The following is a 16360-nucleotide window of genomic DNA, read 5'->3' on the forward strand; positions in this document are numbered from 1 at the left end:
CACCTGTTTTTTTACAAAAGAGGATTATTTTAGACGAACAACCATTATGGGATAAAGATTTACACTAACTTTATAGCCCAAATCATTTAAAATCGCTCGCATCATGTCATATACCATTTACAATTCGCATATCCACACTTTCCGAGATATAGATATTCCGCGTAAATTCTTACCTTTAGGATTGGTTCGATTATTGGCTAGTAACTTTGGTGCCAATATTTTCACTACGCTATTAAATCATGCAAATCCATTTTCGGAAAAAGATCTGCTTGACCGATATGTGAAATTTATCAAAATTGGGAAATTAAAAAGCCAAGAGAAGATATTTGAAGAATGCTCTAAATTCTATCCTGAAAAAACTCGCTTTGCAATTCTTCCTATGGACATGGCCTATATGGGTGCAGGTAAAGTTCCAAGATCATATATAAAACAACTCGATGAACTTGCCACAGTAAAAAAAAGATATCCCAATAAGGTCTTACCATTTATTCATATAGATCCCCGTAGACCAAATAGCTTAGAAATATTTAAAGAATACATAGAGCAACATGATTTTCACGGTCTTAAACTCTACCCTCCCCTTGGTATATTTCCATATGATGAACGACTTTATCCTATTTATGAGTATTGTCAAAAACAAAAACTACCAGTGATAGCTCATTGTAGTCCGAAAAATCCAGTGCATTATAAAGGAAGTAAAAACGAAATTTATGAGCTCCTAAAAAGATCCAAACTACACATTGATACAAAAAAGAAAAGTAAGAAAGAACTATGTTCATATTTTACACATCCCAACAACTACAAATATGTAATGACAGATTTTCCGGATTTAAAAATCTGTGCTGCCCATTTTGGCTCTGGAGACCAATGGAATGAATATATAGAGCAGCCTGGGAATCCAGATAATTGGTTTAGTATTATTAGAGAAATGTTAGAGCAATATCCTTATTTCTATACCGATATTAGTTTCACTATGAATGACAAGAGTTATTTTTCTCTTCTTAAGGTCTTGATGTGCGATGATAAAATCAATTCTAAAATATTATTTGGTTCTGATTATTACATGGTAGAAACCGAATCTGACGAAAGAAGGTTTGGAGTTGACCTAAGAGCATTTTTAGGAGAACAGAATTTCAGAAAGATAGCACATTCTAATTCGGAAACTTTTCTATGTAAATCGGCATTAAAACCTTAGGCTACTAAAAGCATTCTTTTATCACTATTCTCCATATTTAAAAATGAATAATAACTGATATATTACCGCTGAGAAATCCATATATTTGCAGCAAAATTGAATCATTATGACCCCAACAGATATCTCTGAAATAAGGAAAAAAGTAACTAACAAAAGTCCTGAAGAAGTAATTTCATGGTTTTTAAAAGAGTATAAAGGTAAGATTGCTTTATCAAATAGTATGGGAGCCGAAGATCAAGTGCTAACACATATGATTTGTCAAATGGACTCCTCTACTCCTATTTTCACATTGGATACTGGTAGGATATTCCCAGAAACCTATGATCTAATTGATAGAACTAACCAAAGATATGGAATTAATATTCAAGTGTATTTTCCAAAATATGAAGAGGTTCAAAAGATGGTGAATGAAAAAGGTGTTAATTTGTTTTTCAACAGTATAGAAAATCGCAAACAATGCTGCAATACACGAAAAATGGAGCCTCTAAAGCGTGCATTTAAAGGCTTAGATGTATGGATTTGTGGACTTAGAAGAGAGCAATCAGTTACTAGAACAGATATGCAAATAGTAGAATGGGACGAAAATAATGGCCTTCTTAAACTCAACCCTCTAATCGATTGGACCGAAGAACATATGTGGGGTTATATTAAAAAGAACAATATTCCTTATAACAAATTACACAATCAAGGATTTCCAAGCATTGGATGCCAACCCTGCACAAGAGCTATACAAGAAGGAGAAGATGTTAGAGCCGGACGTTGGTGGTGGGAAGACCCAGAATCAAAAGAATGTGGCTTACATGCAAAGTAGCATTTACCCTAGAAACATAACCCCGTTTCCTTCTTCTACCTAAGCTATTAAACTTTCAAGCAATGTTTTTAATTCAAATATTTGGTAAGGTTTATTGATGATGGCATCACATCCATCACTCAATATTTGATTTCTATATTTGATATCTGGCGAAGACATAATGAAAACAACTTTAGTACTTGCCTCTAATTGTAGTTTTAAATTTTCTTGAATCAAATGAAGAAGGTTAAATACATCACTTTGCTTTATTGGAGCTTCAACCAAAATAAAGTCTAATTTACCTGTTTTTAGAAGAGCAGAAGCGTGAGTTCTATTATTAGCAAATTTAGCTTGAATTCCAATTTCATCAAATTGACTTAAATACACTGATTTTAAGGAAAAATCTTCGAGAATAAAGAGTAATTTTTTATCGCTTAGCTTTTTAGAAAAAAGATTCTTCACCAAAGTCCTTGGTTTTAAATTCATCTCTTTTGAAAATACACCTTTATTAAACTTTACTTGAATAAAAAACATAGAACCCTCATTTACAACACTCTTTACACCTATTTCCCCATTAATAATTCCAGCTAATTGCTTGAGTATAGCAAATCCAACACCTTGGCTATTTAAAGTATAAAAATCATTCAAATCCTCACCAAATCTTATCTGATTTGGCATCTCTTGCGTCATTCCAACACCAGAGTCTTCTACTTCAAAAGAAATTTTTACCGAAGTCTCATAATCCTCTATCAATTTGGTTCTAATAATAATATTCCCTTGATTCGTAAAATATATCGCGTTAGTTACAAACTGTTCAATAATTAATTGAAGTTTATCCTCATCACCAATTAAATATTTAGGAACCATTTCATCCTTTTCAATTATCAAGTTTAAGCCTTTACTAATAGAATTCTCCAAATTCGCATTGACTATTAATTGAATAGTTTTATCAACATTAAAAACAGTGGAGGAGTATTCCTTTATATCATAGGGATAATCCCCTAATACAAAGTGCCGTTTTAATCGCTTATTAATCAAAATACTAGACTCCATTAGTTGCGATATCACCTCCTTATTTTCTTTAGTTTTATCTTTTCTACTTAACAATTCAACATTAGACAATATACTTTGTAATGGAGAACGAATTTCAAAATTAAACATATCAAAGTATTCCTTTTTACTATTTTTACTTCGATAAATAAATTCTTTACAATCCTTTACTTCCTTAGTCAAAATTTGAGTTTGGTTGAGTAATTGCTTTGTTGATTTCTCTCTCTTTTGATTAATCTCATTGATATCTTGCTTTAACACCTTTAAGGCATTATATATATCTTTATAATCACTACTAGGGTTATCCAAAACATTTTCCATTTCATAATCATCTGACCACAAAACCCCTCCAATAGCTTCGAGAATCTTTCTTTTTTCTACATCACTAGCTATTTTAAGTTTCTCATTTTCTTTTCTTAGAGCCAATAATTCATTAAAAACATCACCATTCTCCTTTTTATTTCCTTCAATTTCAGCGTTTTCTTTAAAATAAGTTTGGCCATATTTATGATTCAAAACTAACTTTACTGCCTCCTCAAATGAATCAGCGATTTTCACCTTATAGAACTTTGGATGAATGAGTTTCCCAAACTTAACAATGGCCTTCATAAATGAATTCAAACCATAAAAAACCATTAAATCTATTCGATTTATATTATTAATGATATAATTGGTAAAGTCTCTACGAGCTGACAAGCTACTACTCAATACCTCCGTATAATCCTGGATTCGATAATAATGGGCTTTCGTTCCTAATAATTTATAAACTACTTTATCAAAAAGCACATTTGCTGATAGGGAGTTTTCTTCTTCTATATAACCCACTGGCCGAGAAATAAAAATATTGGCATCTAAGAGATCTATTTTATAATAATATGAATTGCTTGGGTGCTGATAATTCCAACTCTTATCATGAATCATAATAAAACTCTTATCGATAATTTTAATATTATCCTTTATTATCCCAGTAAATGAGGAAGGTCCGATGGCTAAAGTATTCATTTTCTCTAGGCTACTTAACTCTTTAGCTTTGATTAATGCCTGATCTTCAGTATCAAATTCAAATACAGTAATATTGGAATCATTATGAAATAGTAAATGCAAATTTGCACTATACCCTATCTTTAATCCATATACAAGAATTTCGAAACCTTTATGTGGAAAGAAATTATTTTCAAAAACATATTGCTTGGCCTTAAACTCTATGGAAATAAATTCGTTTAAATCGAGAATTACATATATGGTTTGCTTATTCTCCTTTTCTTTAGAAAAATATTTTTCAATTTCTAACAGAGAAACCAATGACAAGTCACCTTTAATAGTAATCTTTATTAAATGCAAATCAAGCTCAACAATCTCTAAATTGTTTTTCTTAGAATTAATTTGATTTGCACTGTTCATATCATGATATCTTCAAGATGAGTATTAAAAGATTAAAATTACTTCTAATATAAAAAGAAAAATATACAATTGAACAAACCAAGGATTTCTAAGGATTAATGTACGGGTATAATGATCAAACGTTTTATATGCGTTTTATTTTTGCCCCTAGTTGATTAAGACGTTCATCTATATTTTGATAACCCCTATCTATTTGTTCGATATTATCAATAATTGAAGTTCCTTCAGCTGATAATGCAGCAATTAGCAAAGCTACCCCAGCTCTAATGTCTGGAGAGGTCATTCGTATACCATGTAGTTTATTTTGATGATCACTACCAATCACTGTAGCTCTATGAGGATCGCAAAGAATAATCTGAGCACCCATATCTATCAGTTTATCCACAAAGAACAGTCTACTTTCAAACATCTTCTGATGTACAAGTACACTACCCTTAGCCTGTATAGCGGTAACAATAGCAATACTAATTAAATCTGGAGTAAACCCAGGCCAGGGTGCATCAGAAATGGTAAGGATGGCTCCATCCCTATACTTTTGTACTTGATATGAATCTTGAGCAGGAACATATAAGTCATCTCCTCTTAATTCCATTTGTATTCCTAGTTTTTGAAATACTTGAGGAATAATCCCTAATTCCTCGTAATGTACATTTTTAATGGTAATTTCTGATTTTGTGATTGCTGCTAAACCAATAAAACTACCTATCTCAATCATATCAGGAAGCATAGTATGCTCTGTTCCTCCTAATCTATCAACACCAGTAATTTTTAATAAATTACTTCCTATACCATCTATTTTAGCTCCCATTCGACTCAACATACGTGCCAATTGGAGTAAATAAGGTTCACAAGCAGCATTAAAGATAGTTGTCTTACCTTTAGCCATTACACAAGCCATCAATACATTAGCAGTACCTGTCACACTAGCTTCGTCTAGAAGCATATAATTACCGGTAAGCTGTTTAGCTATTACCTCATAATAGTTACCTTCTTTATTATAGTTAACCTGAGCTCCTAATTTTTCCAATCCAATAAAGTGAGTATCTAATCTTCTTCTACCGATTTTATCACCGCCTGGAGTTGGAATTAAGGCTTTTCCAAACCTGGCCAATAATGGCCCCATAAGCATTACCGAGCCTCTTAGCATTCCACCTTTTTTAATGAAATTTTCAGAATGTAGATAATCTAAATTTACTTCATCAGCTTTGAAGCTAAATTTACCAGGAGCTAGTTTCTCAACTTTCACTCCCATTTCAGCTAAAATATCTATTAATTTATTGACATCACGAATGTCTGGAATGTTATTGATAATAACCTCCTCTGGTGTTAACAGAACAGCACAAAGAATCTGAAGAGCCTCATTTTTAGCTCCTTGCGGATGAATATCACCTGATAATTTATGCCCTCCCTCTATCAGAAATGAACTCATGGGAATGGTGTTTTTTTTAATTGGTTCTTTTTCTATTTGAAGTATAATTGCTTCGACCACTAGGACGATTATTATCGTAACGACCAGTCTTTTGCTTGTACTTACTATTGCTTTTGGATTGATAGCCACCTTTTTGCTGGCTACCTGTAGACTTCTTATTACCAATAATTTCTTGAGTACTAGGAAATACAAAATCATCAGGAACAGACAGTTTACCTCCACTCATTCTTACTAAATCATCTTTTATATGATCATCATCAACTGATGTACGATTCCAAGTAAGGTATGTTTTCTTTAAATTGTATGCGATCAATTTAATCAAGGCTTGCTTCTCTTCACCTTCCTCAAATTCACATGCTTTATCTATGATACCTTGTAAGTTTCTGCCATAAGTTCTAAATTTCAAGTTATCATCGGCATATTTCATTGGTTTGGGTTTAGCCGCAATCTTATCTCGGTCTGGCATTGGATATGGAGAATCCACATCTAAGTCAAAATTAGCGATAATATAAAAATGGTCCCAGATTTTCTGATTGTAATCGCCATAGGTCCCAGCTTGAGAATTCAAATTAGCCATTACTTTTACAATGTATTTAGCTGATTCTGTTCGCTTGTCTCTGTCTTCGATGCTCTTGGCATATTCTACCATTTTCTGAACATTACGACCATATTCTGGAATAACAAGTTTGTTTCGTGAAGTATTATAATCCATTAAAAATTTGTTAGGTGAAAAGATTCACTTTTTTGGGTAATATTATTAAATCCTGTAAATATTTGATGCTTATTGTAGGAAATCATTGCAAATATAAAATTATTTTACAATTCGAAGCCTTGCAAACCTTAAAATTAATTGTTTCTCTCCTTCTTTAAACTTCACTTTTGCCTTTTTATTGGCTCCTTGCCCTTCTAATTTAATAACTACACCTTGACCAAACCTTTGATGTTCTACATTCATTCCCTCAATAATATCATCTGGATCACTAGCTTTTAATGAGGATGTAGGTCTATTTACAATATTAGATGTAGGAGTACTTGTTTCTACTTTTTTGTAGGATGGTCTTGGAGGAGTTTTGGCTTCTACAGTTTTTGCTTTAATTCTAATTCCACCTCCCATGGGTTCCATTTTCTTGGGTTTCGGCCTTCTTGGTAAATCAAGATATTCTGGAGCTATTTCATCGATAAAACGACTTGGCTCACAATAATCTAATTTTCCCCATTTAAACCTAGACTCAGCATATGATATACTCACTTTCTTTTCTGCTCTAGTTAAAGCCACATAAAACAGCCTCCTCTCCTCTTCCAAATCAGCTCTAGAGTTTAATGACATCATAGAAGGGAAAAGGTTCTCCTCCACGCCAACAATATGCACAAAAGGAAATTCCAAACCTTTAGCTTGGTGGATGGTCATCAGAGAAACCTTTGGTCTATCATCTTTATCTTGCTCATCAGCATCTGTTAATAAAGCAATATCTTGCATAAATTCCTCCAGGGTTTTCACTCGTACTTCTCCAGTTACAGGATCAGCATTGTCTGTCTCCACAAACTCTTTAATACCGCCCATCAGCACTTCTACATTTTCGAAACGGGAGACTCCTTCAGGCGTTTTATCAATATATAAGGTGGATAATAATCCTGTTGATTTACCAATCTCTTGCCCTAAATCATAAGCATTTAAATCCTTCAACTGTGCCTTGAAACTTTCTATCATGGTCACAAAATCTACTAGTTTATTAGTGGTACCTGAATTCAATCCCAACTGCATAGATTTCGATTGCTTCATGATATCCCAATAAGGCATTCCATGTTGTCCACTGGCAACAATTATCTTTTCCATGGTGGTTTTACCAATACCTCGGACGGGATAATTGATGACTCTTTTCAAAGCTTCCTCATCGGCAGAATTGATAGTCAAACGGAAATAAGCCAATAAATCTTTTATTTCTTTACGCTTATAGAAAGATAATCCACCAAAAATGCGATAGGGTAAATTCAATCTCCTTAAGGCCTCCTCCATAGAACGCGATTGGGCATTGGTTCTATATAGAATGGCGAAAGAATCCAATGGTTTATTCTCATTCATCTGATCGGAGAAAATCTGATGAGCCACCATGCTTCCTTCTTCTTTATCGCTGCTGGCTCTAATCAGTTTTATTTTTTCGCCAACTTTGTTCTCTGTCCAAACTTTCTTAAAAATCTGAGCCTTATTATTATGAATTACGGTATTGGCAGCATTCACAATATTCTGAGTAGAACGGTAATTTTGCTCTAGTTTTACGGTTAAAAGCTCTGGATAATCTTTTTGAAAATTGAGGATATTTTCAATATTAGCACCACGGAAAGCATAAATACTCTGTGCATCGTCTCCTACCACACAAACATTTAAATTATTGGCTGACAGCTTCTTCACAATTAAATACTGAGAAAAGTTAGTATCTTGGTACTCATCCACCAATACATATTTAAACTTCTGCTGGTATTTATAAAGTACTTCAGGATAATCTCTAAACAGCACATTTATTTTAAAGAGTAAATCATCAAAATCCATTGCTGCATTGGCTAATAATTTCTTTTGATAGAGTCTATAAAGACTAGCTATTTGAGGTCTCCCACTGCTTTTATCTTGATTCATCAATTCCCCATTCTGAATGTAAGCATCAGGAGAAATTAAATTATTTTTTGCCGAAGAAATTCTACTTAAAACAAAAGAATCTTGATAAACCTTAGGATCTAGATTTTGAGATTTCACAATCCCTTTCATGGTGCTTTTACTATCATCGGTATCGTAGATGGTAAAATTGGAAGGAAAGCCTAAATAACTGGCTTCCACCCTCAAAATCCTAGCAAAAACAGAGTGAAAAGTTCCCATCCAAAGGGAACGAGCAATTCCATGCCCTACCAAATTACCGATACGCTCTTTCATTTCACGAGCTGCCTTATTGGTAAAAGTAAGGGAGAGAATATTAAAGGGATCTATTCCTTTTTTCAGTAAATAGGCTATACGATAAGTCAAAACTCTAGTTTTACCTGATCCTGCTCCCGCCACTACCATAATTGGTCCATCTGTTCTTACTACTGCTTCTTGCTGCTTATCGTTTAAACCACTTAATAATTCTTCCAAAATATGTCGTTTTCTAAAGTTCTAAATGTATTTTTAAGGATTGAGCGGTGTGGGTATCCGATTTCAATAAATCTTCCGGAAGCCCAGCAAATACAATTTCTCCTCCTTTGTCTCCTCCTTCTGGCCCCAAATCTATTATCCAATCCGCATTTTTCACCATATCTAAATTATGTTCTATCACAATTAATGAATGCCCTTGGTCTATCAATGCATAGAATGCCTTCAATAGGTTATCAATATCGTGGAAATGCAAACCAGTAGTTGGCTCGTCAAAGATAAACAAGATAGGGTCAATATTTTGGCCTTTAGACAAATAATAGGCCAATTTAATTCTTTGGGCTTCTCCACCACTTAGAGTACTGCTGGCCTGTCCCATTTTTAAATAGCCTAATCCCACATCTTGCAATGGCTTTAACTTATTGATAATGCTAGTCATGAGTTTATACTGTCCTTGATGTTCAGTAAAGAATTCCAAGGCTTGATTGATTGTCATATCTAGGATTTCAAAAACATTCTTTCCTCCAACTTGAACATCCAACACTTCATCTTTAAAACGCATTCCTTTACACTCTTCACAAACCAAACTGATATCAGCCATAAACTGCATTTCAATCTTCACCGTTCCTTCGCCTTCACAGGTTTCACAACGACCTCCTGGAATATTAAAAGAGAAATAACCAGGCTTATAGCCTCTCATAGTCGAAAGTTTTTCTTTAGAGAACAGTTGTCGAACATCATCCCAGGCTTTTACATAAGTAGCCGGATTGGAACGAGAGGAGCGCCCAATTGGATTCTGATCTATCATCTCCACATCGCTGATTCTATCGTAATCCCCTTTTAGCTGACCAAAGTTTCCAGTTTTTTGAGCATAGCCCCCAAAATGTTTCTTTAGGGCAGGATATAATATCCCTTTTACCAAACTCGTTTTACCCGAACCACTGACTCCAGTGACCACTGTATAATTATTGAGCGGAAACTTAACAGTTACGTTCTTCAGGTTATTCTCTACCGCATGAGTGATTTCAATATAATCTCTCCACTTTCGAGTATATTCTAAAGAGGCCACCTTCATCTTTCTCTGTATATAATGTGCGGTAAGCCCCTTTTCTTCTTTTTGTAATTCTTCCATATTGCCAGAAAAAACCAATTCTCCGCCTAAATATCCAGCCTTGGGTCCTAAGTCGATAATATGATCGGCAGTACGTATGATTTCTTCATCATGTTCTACCACTACCACCGTATTTCCTAAATCTCTGAGGTCTTTCAATACTTTAATCAATCGTGAGGTATCTCGAGAATGAAGTCCTATGGAAGGTTCATCTAAAATATAAATAGAGCCCACCAAATTACTCCCCAAAGAAGTAGCCAAATTAATTCTTTGGGATTCTCCACCTGATAAACTTCCAGCCAATCTATTTAAGCTTAAATATCCCAATCCTACATCAATCAAGAATTTCAATCTTCTTTTAATCTCTATAAGAATACGGCTTCCCAATTGCAAATCATGATCGTTAAGCTCTATTTTATCGAAGAATACTTTAAGATCAATTAACTGGAGCTTCACCAAATCACTAATGCTTTTTTCATCTATCTTTACATAATTGGCATCATGTCGAAGACGCGTCCCTTCACATTCAGGACATTCTGTTTTTCCTCTATAACGAGAAAGCATGACTCTATATTGGATTTTATAGGCTTGCTCTTCTACTTCTTTAAAAAACTCATTTAAACCAGCGAAATATTTATTTCCAGACCACAGAAGGCTATGTTCTTTCTTAGATAATTCACTAATGGGTTTATGTACTGGAAAATCAAAATGGTGTGCATTCATCAATAATTGATTTTTCCATTCGCTCATTTTCTCACCTTTCCAACAAGCAATAGCGCTTTCATAAACGGATAGGGATTTATCGGGAATCACCAAATCGGGATCTATTCCGATGATGGTCCCAAAACCATCGCAACGCTTACAAGCACCATAAGGATTATTGAAAGTGAATAAATTTAAGGAAGGTTCTTCAAAAGTAATTCCATCCAATTCGAACTTATTACTGAACTCATGAATGATTTCTCCTTCTGGGCTCATCTGATGAAGATGACAAATTCCTTTCCCTTCGAAAAAAGCAGTTTGAACTGAATCCGCAAGGCGCGACTCAAATTCATTATTATGTTTTACAACAAGTCTGTCAATTATAACATGAACAAGGCTATTCTTTTCAAGACCATCTATTTCTATAACCGTAGATATATTCTCCACTCGTCCATCTAATCCAACTCTAGTATAGCCTTGCTGAAGCATAATCTTCAACTGATCATAGAAATCCCTACCTTCTGGTACTTCCGCAGGAGCTGAAATCATTAATTTACTTCCTTCAGCCCATGATAAAGTTTTATCAATAACATCGGCCACAGCATGCCTTTTCACCACTTTACCACTAATGGGAGAATAAGTCTTACCAACTCTAGCGAATAAAAGTTTAAGGTATTCATAAATTTCGGTACTCGTGCCAACCGTAGAACGAGGATTACGAGAAATCACTTTTTGCTCAATAGCAATGGCAGGTGATATGCCTTTAATATACTCCACATCTGGTTTATCCATCCTCCCCAAAAACTGGCGAGCATAACTACTTAAACTCTCTACATAACGTCTTTGTCCTTCGGCATAAAGCGTATCGAAGGCCAATGATGACTTTCCAGAGCCGCTAAGTCCCGTTATTACGACCAATTTATTACGAGGAATGGCCACATCTACATTTTTTAGATTATGGATATGCGCATTCTTTATAAGTATATATTTCTTAGGATCAAGCTTTTCAAGGTTGATTTGCATTTAAAACAAGGTTTTTTGAGGTTGTTTTCACAAAATTCCAGCAAAATTATTAATTAAATTTGCATCTGAGTGTTTTTTTTCCTTAATTTGCGTTGATTAAAACACGTTTTATTAACAATCTTAAATCTTTGGAGGATACCATATAGAATAAATCTCTACTCTTTATAGAAAAATCAAATCAAAAAAGGAGGTTTTATGAATGCGCTCACACCAAGTGATAAAGAGCTCATCAGAGATTATTTGAATGGCCGCGAGTCTTCCCTTGAGAAAATCATTCTCAGACACAAAGATAAACTCTACGCTTATATATTTACCATGGTTAAATGTCATCAAACTACCGATGATATCTTTCAAGATACCTTTATAAAGGTAATCAACACCCTAAAAATGGGCACTTACAATGAAGAAGGAAAGTTCATTCATTGGGTAACTAGAATTGCTCATAACTTAATTATCGATCATTTCAGAAGAAATAACAGAATGCCAATTCAATCACAAAAAGATGATCAAGATCCTTTTGAGAGAATCTATTTACCTTCCCCTTCTGTGGAGGATTTATTAATAGAAGAGCAAATACATAAGGATGTAAAAGCTCTAGTAGAAGAATTACCAGCAGACCAAAAAGAGGTTTTAAAGATGCGTCATTATATGGGCATGAGCTTTAAGGATATTGCTGATTCTACTGATGTTTCCATCAATACAGCCTTAGGCAGAATGCGTTATGCCATTATTAACTTACGTAAGTTTGCTTCGGAAAGAGATATTATTTTAACACGTTAAACAATAAGCTTCGACTTTTGCCGTTTCCTTTAGGAAATAAATAATAACAAAAGTCGATTTATGAATAAATTTTACACTCGAGAAGCAAAAACCATATCAAGTAAACAAGAAGGAATAAAGATCAAATCTGGACCTTCGGATATGGCCATACAAAACATCCTAAACTACTCTCGTGCACTTAATGTGATGAAGAGTAGAAGAAATCAGACAATAGAAATTGTCTTAAACTAAGATATAAAACCAGGCTTGAAGTCTGGTTTTTTTATGCAGTGTGATTTGCACCAAGTTGTTTGAACTAGGGATTTATTTGCCACTCATTAAAGGCTTAAAATTGTTAAAACCTTTGCTATTTCGACAAGCTCAATGACCTAATGAAACCAAGAACAAAGTGACGCTTTTACTTTACAGTATTCAACAGGTTTTTTATTAATTTCGCATCATAAAGCAAAAGCATGAAGAAAATCGTTACTATTATTGGGGCTCGCCCACAAATTATAAAAGCAGCAGCATTAAGCAGAGCCATTAAAAATCACTTTCAGGACCAATTGAAAGAGATTATTGTTCATACGGGTCAGCATTATGATGCGAATATGTCGGAGGTGTTTTTTGAGGAGTTAAGTATTCCACGTCCTGATTATAATCTGAATGTGGGTTCTGGGAAACATGGTGAGCAAACTGCTAAGATGATTCAAGGGATTGAAGAAATTCTAATTAGCGAAAAGCCCAATGCTCTGGTTTTATATGGTGATACCAATTCTACATTAGCTGGAGCCATTGCTGCTAGCAAAATCCACATTCCTATAGTTCATATCGAAGCCGGACTGCGCTCTTTTAATAAAAGCATGCCCGAAGAGATCAATAGAATTATGTGCGATCATGCTTCTACCCTTTTATTCTCGCCTACTCCCACTGGATATCGTAATTTGATAAATGAAGGATTTAAAGAATTAGAGGAGGGCCCGTTTAGTGTAGATCGTCCTAAGGTTTATCATTCTGGCGATGTGATGTATGATAATAGTTTACACTTTAGCACCTTGGCCAAAGAGAAGTCGAGCATTTTGGTGGACGAGAAATTGGAAGCTGGAAGTTTCATTCTGGGGACCATACACCGCGATAATAATACTGATAATCCAGAGCGATTGACAGCTATTTTTGAAGCTTTATTAGAGATTGCCCAAGAAAATAAAATCATATTACCGCTTCACCCACGCACCAAGAAAAAGATGCAGGAAGTCCTCTCCCCTGACTTGTTAACACAAATTACTAATTGCCAGAACTTACAATTGATAGCACCGGTCTCCTTTTTAGACATGGTCTTATTAGAAGACTCCTCAAAAATGATTATTACCGATTCTGGAGGGGTACAAAAGGAAAGCTTCTTCTTTAAAAAACCATGTTTGATATTAAGACCAGAAACCGAATGGGTAGAAATAGTAGAAGCAGGCGCTGCTCGTATTTGTGATGCTGATAAAGACATCATTTTAAAATCTTATAGAAACTTCATGTCAAACCCTCCTCAAGACTTTGAAGGGATTTTTGGAGATGGTCAAGCTTCTAAGTTTATTTGTGGGGAGATTTTGGAGTGGTTGTAAACTTTCTACCTTTTAAAAACAGTATTGATTAATACAAATCGTTTCTATTTCTCTTACTTTTCAAAAAAAACAATTCCCATAGTTATGGCTATGCAAAGATTTTATTTCTCAATTAAGAAAAATAAAATGATTCACTGATTATTTCATTTTAAGGAGTAAATGAAACGCTTTGCTTATTTCAATTTATTTTTCCATCATAGGGATATTTAAATGGTATGTCCGAATTACCTTAAATCATAGCACAATTCTCAACTGTAAGTAAAACCGATGTATTTGCTGTATTAATGGGATTAACAGAGGTGATACCCAAATCGGCAGTGGAAAAATAATCAGATTAGGTACCATTGATAGCTTTAGTAAAGGAGTAAGTTCAGAACCTGTTGATGCCGAAGAGAAAGCATCTTCACATCAGGTAAGAAAGCTAAAACTGAATTTCCGCCCCGATGCCAATTTAAAAGCAAAGGTGGAAGGATTTCATGTGGTTAAATCCTCATAAATTGAGGATTGTATTTTGCATAAGTGCTGGAGTGCTCTTGAGGAGAGCGCTCCTTTTTTTGTGTGGGTTTGAGCTGAAAGAGTAACACAGCTCTCTGAGCTGTGACAAAACATATACAACTATGAAACCACAAGCTAAGCTGGGTCGGATTTGCAATCCGACCACATACAACATCACTATTCCTCCATAAGTAATTGTTACCAATATTATCGGATTGCAAATCCGATAGAGCTAGGAATTACGTCCAGAAAGATCTATAAGGTTTAACTCCTATCAAAACTGTCCTTTAAATTTCTCTAATACTTCTATTAAAATAGAATAAAAATTATCTGAGCTAAACTCAATATTATCAGGGTTAACTGGAATTTTTTCTTCATTATCTTCTAATACATAAGCATTAGTAACATCAAAATAAGAAGGATGGTCTGAAATAGCATAAGATATTTGGTATTTTTTCTCTTCATGTTCTATAATTTGTTCATAAAGTCTATCCTGATGACCTAGAGTAATACACGCATTTATTGTCAAGCGATTATAGTTTCTACTATTATCATCTTTAAGCTTAGCTAGGCAGTCATTTATTTTCGAATTTAAATCTCCCCAACTCATTATCCGACATAAAAAACTAAAGACAATAATATGCTCAAAATATCTATATTCCAATCTGTCTTGTCCAAAATCAAGATATTTGGCCTCCAATTTATTCAATCTCAGCAACTCCCGTAATGACAAATTATTTGTTCTAATCATATCCCAAATAAACTGATTCAAAAAAGTGCTATTATAGTCTTTGTTTATATTATTGATTAAAAACTTTACTGCATGATGGTTTTTATATTGAAATATTTCCTCACTAAAGAATTTATCAATATAACCATCAAACTTGGTTTCAGCGCCATATTTATGATGATATATACTTTTGATATTCTCTATATCACAAACGATAATAATTTTACTAAAACCAAACTTATTACTTCCCTCTTCATCTTTATACTCACTATCGAAATGAGCACCAAATACATTTAGAATCCTAAAGATATGCTCGGGATCCATTCTATCTAAATCATCTACGACTAATACTGTTTCTTTTCGAATACCATGTTTACTATGCTGACTCTCTATTTGTTTTAATAATTGTCTTATTAGTTGAGTAATAAAATCATCTTCATAAATTGAACCTTCTTTAGAGTAATACCTAGATAAAAATTCTGTCGCTATTTCTTTATCATCAACAGTATGCTCTTTATGGTAACCTCTAAACTTTTTAATGATTTTAACTACATCATCAGAAATTGAATGCACAGTTTTTCCTATTAAAGGAATTAAACGAGTAAATGGTAGTAGAATATCTAAAATATTATTTTTAGCGAAAAGGGCAATGGATTTAAATTTATCTGGTTCAATTTTATCAAAGTCCACATTCCTTCCGAATAATTGAAAAAGAATCTCTACTTTAATATATTGCATGATATCCTCATTGTTAGCAATGGAATAATTTACAGGAAACAAATGAAAAACTTCATATTCATCTTTTTCTTTAAAGAATTCTTGGATAGGCTGACTCATGTTGTGCCACCTATACCGATGTAACTGTGCCACTCAAACCGGAGCAAGTTGTGCCACTCATACCGGAGCAAGTTGTGCCACTCGTACCGGAGCAAGTTGTGCCACTCATA

12 protein-coding genes are annotated in these 16360 nt (G+C 34.1%); 6 read left to right on the forward strand and 6 right to left on the reverse strand.

All coding sequences use genetic code 11. The annotated features are described in order from the left end of the window. The first annotated feature begins 103 nt into the window (after positions 1 to 103). Together HNS40_RS14910 and HNS40_RS14915 are read left to right on the forward strand one after the other, a co-directional pair. The gene (locus tag HNS40_RS14910) at positions 104 to 1195 is read left to right on the forward strand and encodes an amidohydrolase family protein (protein WP_172282226.1); all 1092 of its coding nucleotides are present in this window, start codon (positions 104 to 106) and stop codon (positions 1193 to 1195) included. 106 nt (positions 1196 to 1301) lie between these two features. Beyond that, a complete protein-coding gene (locus tag HNS40_RS14915; protein WP_172282228.1) occupies positions 1302 to 2006 on the forward strand; it encodes a phosphoadenylyl-sulfate reductase in 705 nt (234 codons plus the stop codon). A 39-nt stretch (positions 2007 to 2045) separates the two neighbouring features. Here the strand turns inward: HNS40_RS14915 and HNS40_RS14920 are convergent, their stop codons facing one another. The 5 genes from HNS40_RS14920 to uvrA all read right to left on the reverse strand — a co-directional run bounded on the left by HNS40_RS14920 (position 2046) and on the right by uvrA (position 11816). Continuing rightward, complete coding sequence (locus HNS40_RS14920) at positions 2046 to 4436, reverse strand: ATP-binding protein (RefSeq protein WP_172282230.1); 2391 nt, start codon at positions 4434 to 4436, stop codon at positions 2046 to 2048. Between the two features lie 124 nt (positions 4437 to 4560). Further along, positions 4561 to 5865 (reverse strand): UDP-N-acetylglucosamine 1-carboxyvinyltransferase, encoded by a 1305-nt coding sequence (murA, locus tag HNS40_RS14925; protein WP_172282232.1) that lies wholly within the window; start codon positions 5863 to 5865, stop codon positions 4561 to 4563. Positions 5866 to 5881: 16 nt separating this feature from the next. Next, the gene (locus HNS40_RS14930; RefSeq protein ID WP_172282235.1) at positions 5882 to 6577 is read right to left on the reverse strand and encodes a DUF4290 domain-containing protein; all 696 of its coding nucleotides are present in this window, start codon (positions 6575 to 6577) and stop codon (positions 5882 to 5884) included. A gap of 99 nt (positions 6578 to 6676) precedes the next feature. Then, complete coding sequence (locus tag HNS40_RS14935) at positions 6677 to 8983, reverse strand: ATP-dependent helicase (protein WP_216663651.1); 2307 nt, start codon at positions 8981 to 8983, stop codon at positions 6677 to 6679. A 13-nt stretch (positions 8984 to 8996) separates the two neighbouring features. Further along, complete coding sequence (gene uvrA / locus HNS40_RS14940) at positions 8997 to 11816, reverse strand: excinuclease ABC subunit UvrA (protein WP_172282237.1); 2820 nt, start codon at positions 11814 to 11816, stop codon at positions 8997 to 8999. Positions 11817 to 12011: 195 nt separating this feature from the next. On the opposite strand from uvrA, the gene HNS40_RS14945 reads away from it, so the two are divergent. The 4 genes from HNS40_RS14945 to HNS40_RS23750 all read left to right on the forward strand — a co-directional run bounded on the left by HNS40_RS14945 (position 12012) and on the right by HNS40_RS23750 (position 14684). Continuing rightward, positions 12012 to 12596, forward strand: coding sequence for an RNA polymerase sigma factor (locus tag HNS40_RS14945; protein ID WP_172282239.1), 585 nt, complete (start codon positions 12012 to 12014; stop codon positions 12594 to 12596). Between the two features lie 60 nt (positions 12597 to 12656). Beyond that, positions 12657 to 12827, forward strand: coding sequence for a hypothetical protein (locus HNS40_RS14950; protein ID WP_172282241.1), 171 nt, complete (start codon positions 12657 to 12659; stop codon positions 12825 to 12827). A gap of 221 nt (positions 12828 to 13048) precedes the next feature. Continuing rightward, positions 13049 to 14188 carry a non-hydrolyzing UDP-N-acetylglucosamine 2-epimerase gene (wecB, locus tag HNS40_RS14955; RefSeq protein ID WP_172282243.1) on the forward strand — a complete coding sequence of 380 codons (1140 nt, stop codon included), beginning with the start codon at positions 13049 to 13051 and terminating at the stop codon, positions 14186 to 14188. A 310-nt stretch (positions 14189 to 14498) separates the two neighbouring features. Then, complete coding sequence (locus tag HNS40_RS23750) at positions 14499 to 14684, forward strand: hypothetical protein (protein ID WP_371742947.1); 186 nt, start codon at positions 14499 to 14501, stop codon at positions 14682 to 14684. 273 nt (positions 14685 to 14957) lie between these two features. On the opposite strand, the gene HNS40_RS14965 is transcribed toward HNS40_RS23750, so the two are convergent. After that, the gene (locus HNS40_RS14965) at positions 14958 to 16250 is read right to left on the reverse strand and encodes a P-loop NTPase fold protein (RefSeq protein ID WP_172282244.1); all 1293 of its coding nucleotides are present in this window, start codon (positions 16248 to 16250) and stop codon (positions 14958 to 14960) included. Positions 16251 to 16360: the final 110 nt, after the last annotated feature.

This window comes from Lentimicrobium sp. S6, from assembly GCF_013166635.1.
GTDB lineage: Bacteria > Bacteroidota > Bacteroidia > Bacteroidales > UBA12170 > UBA12170.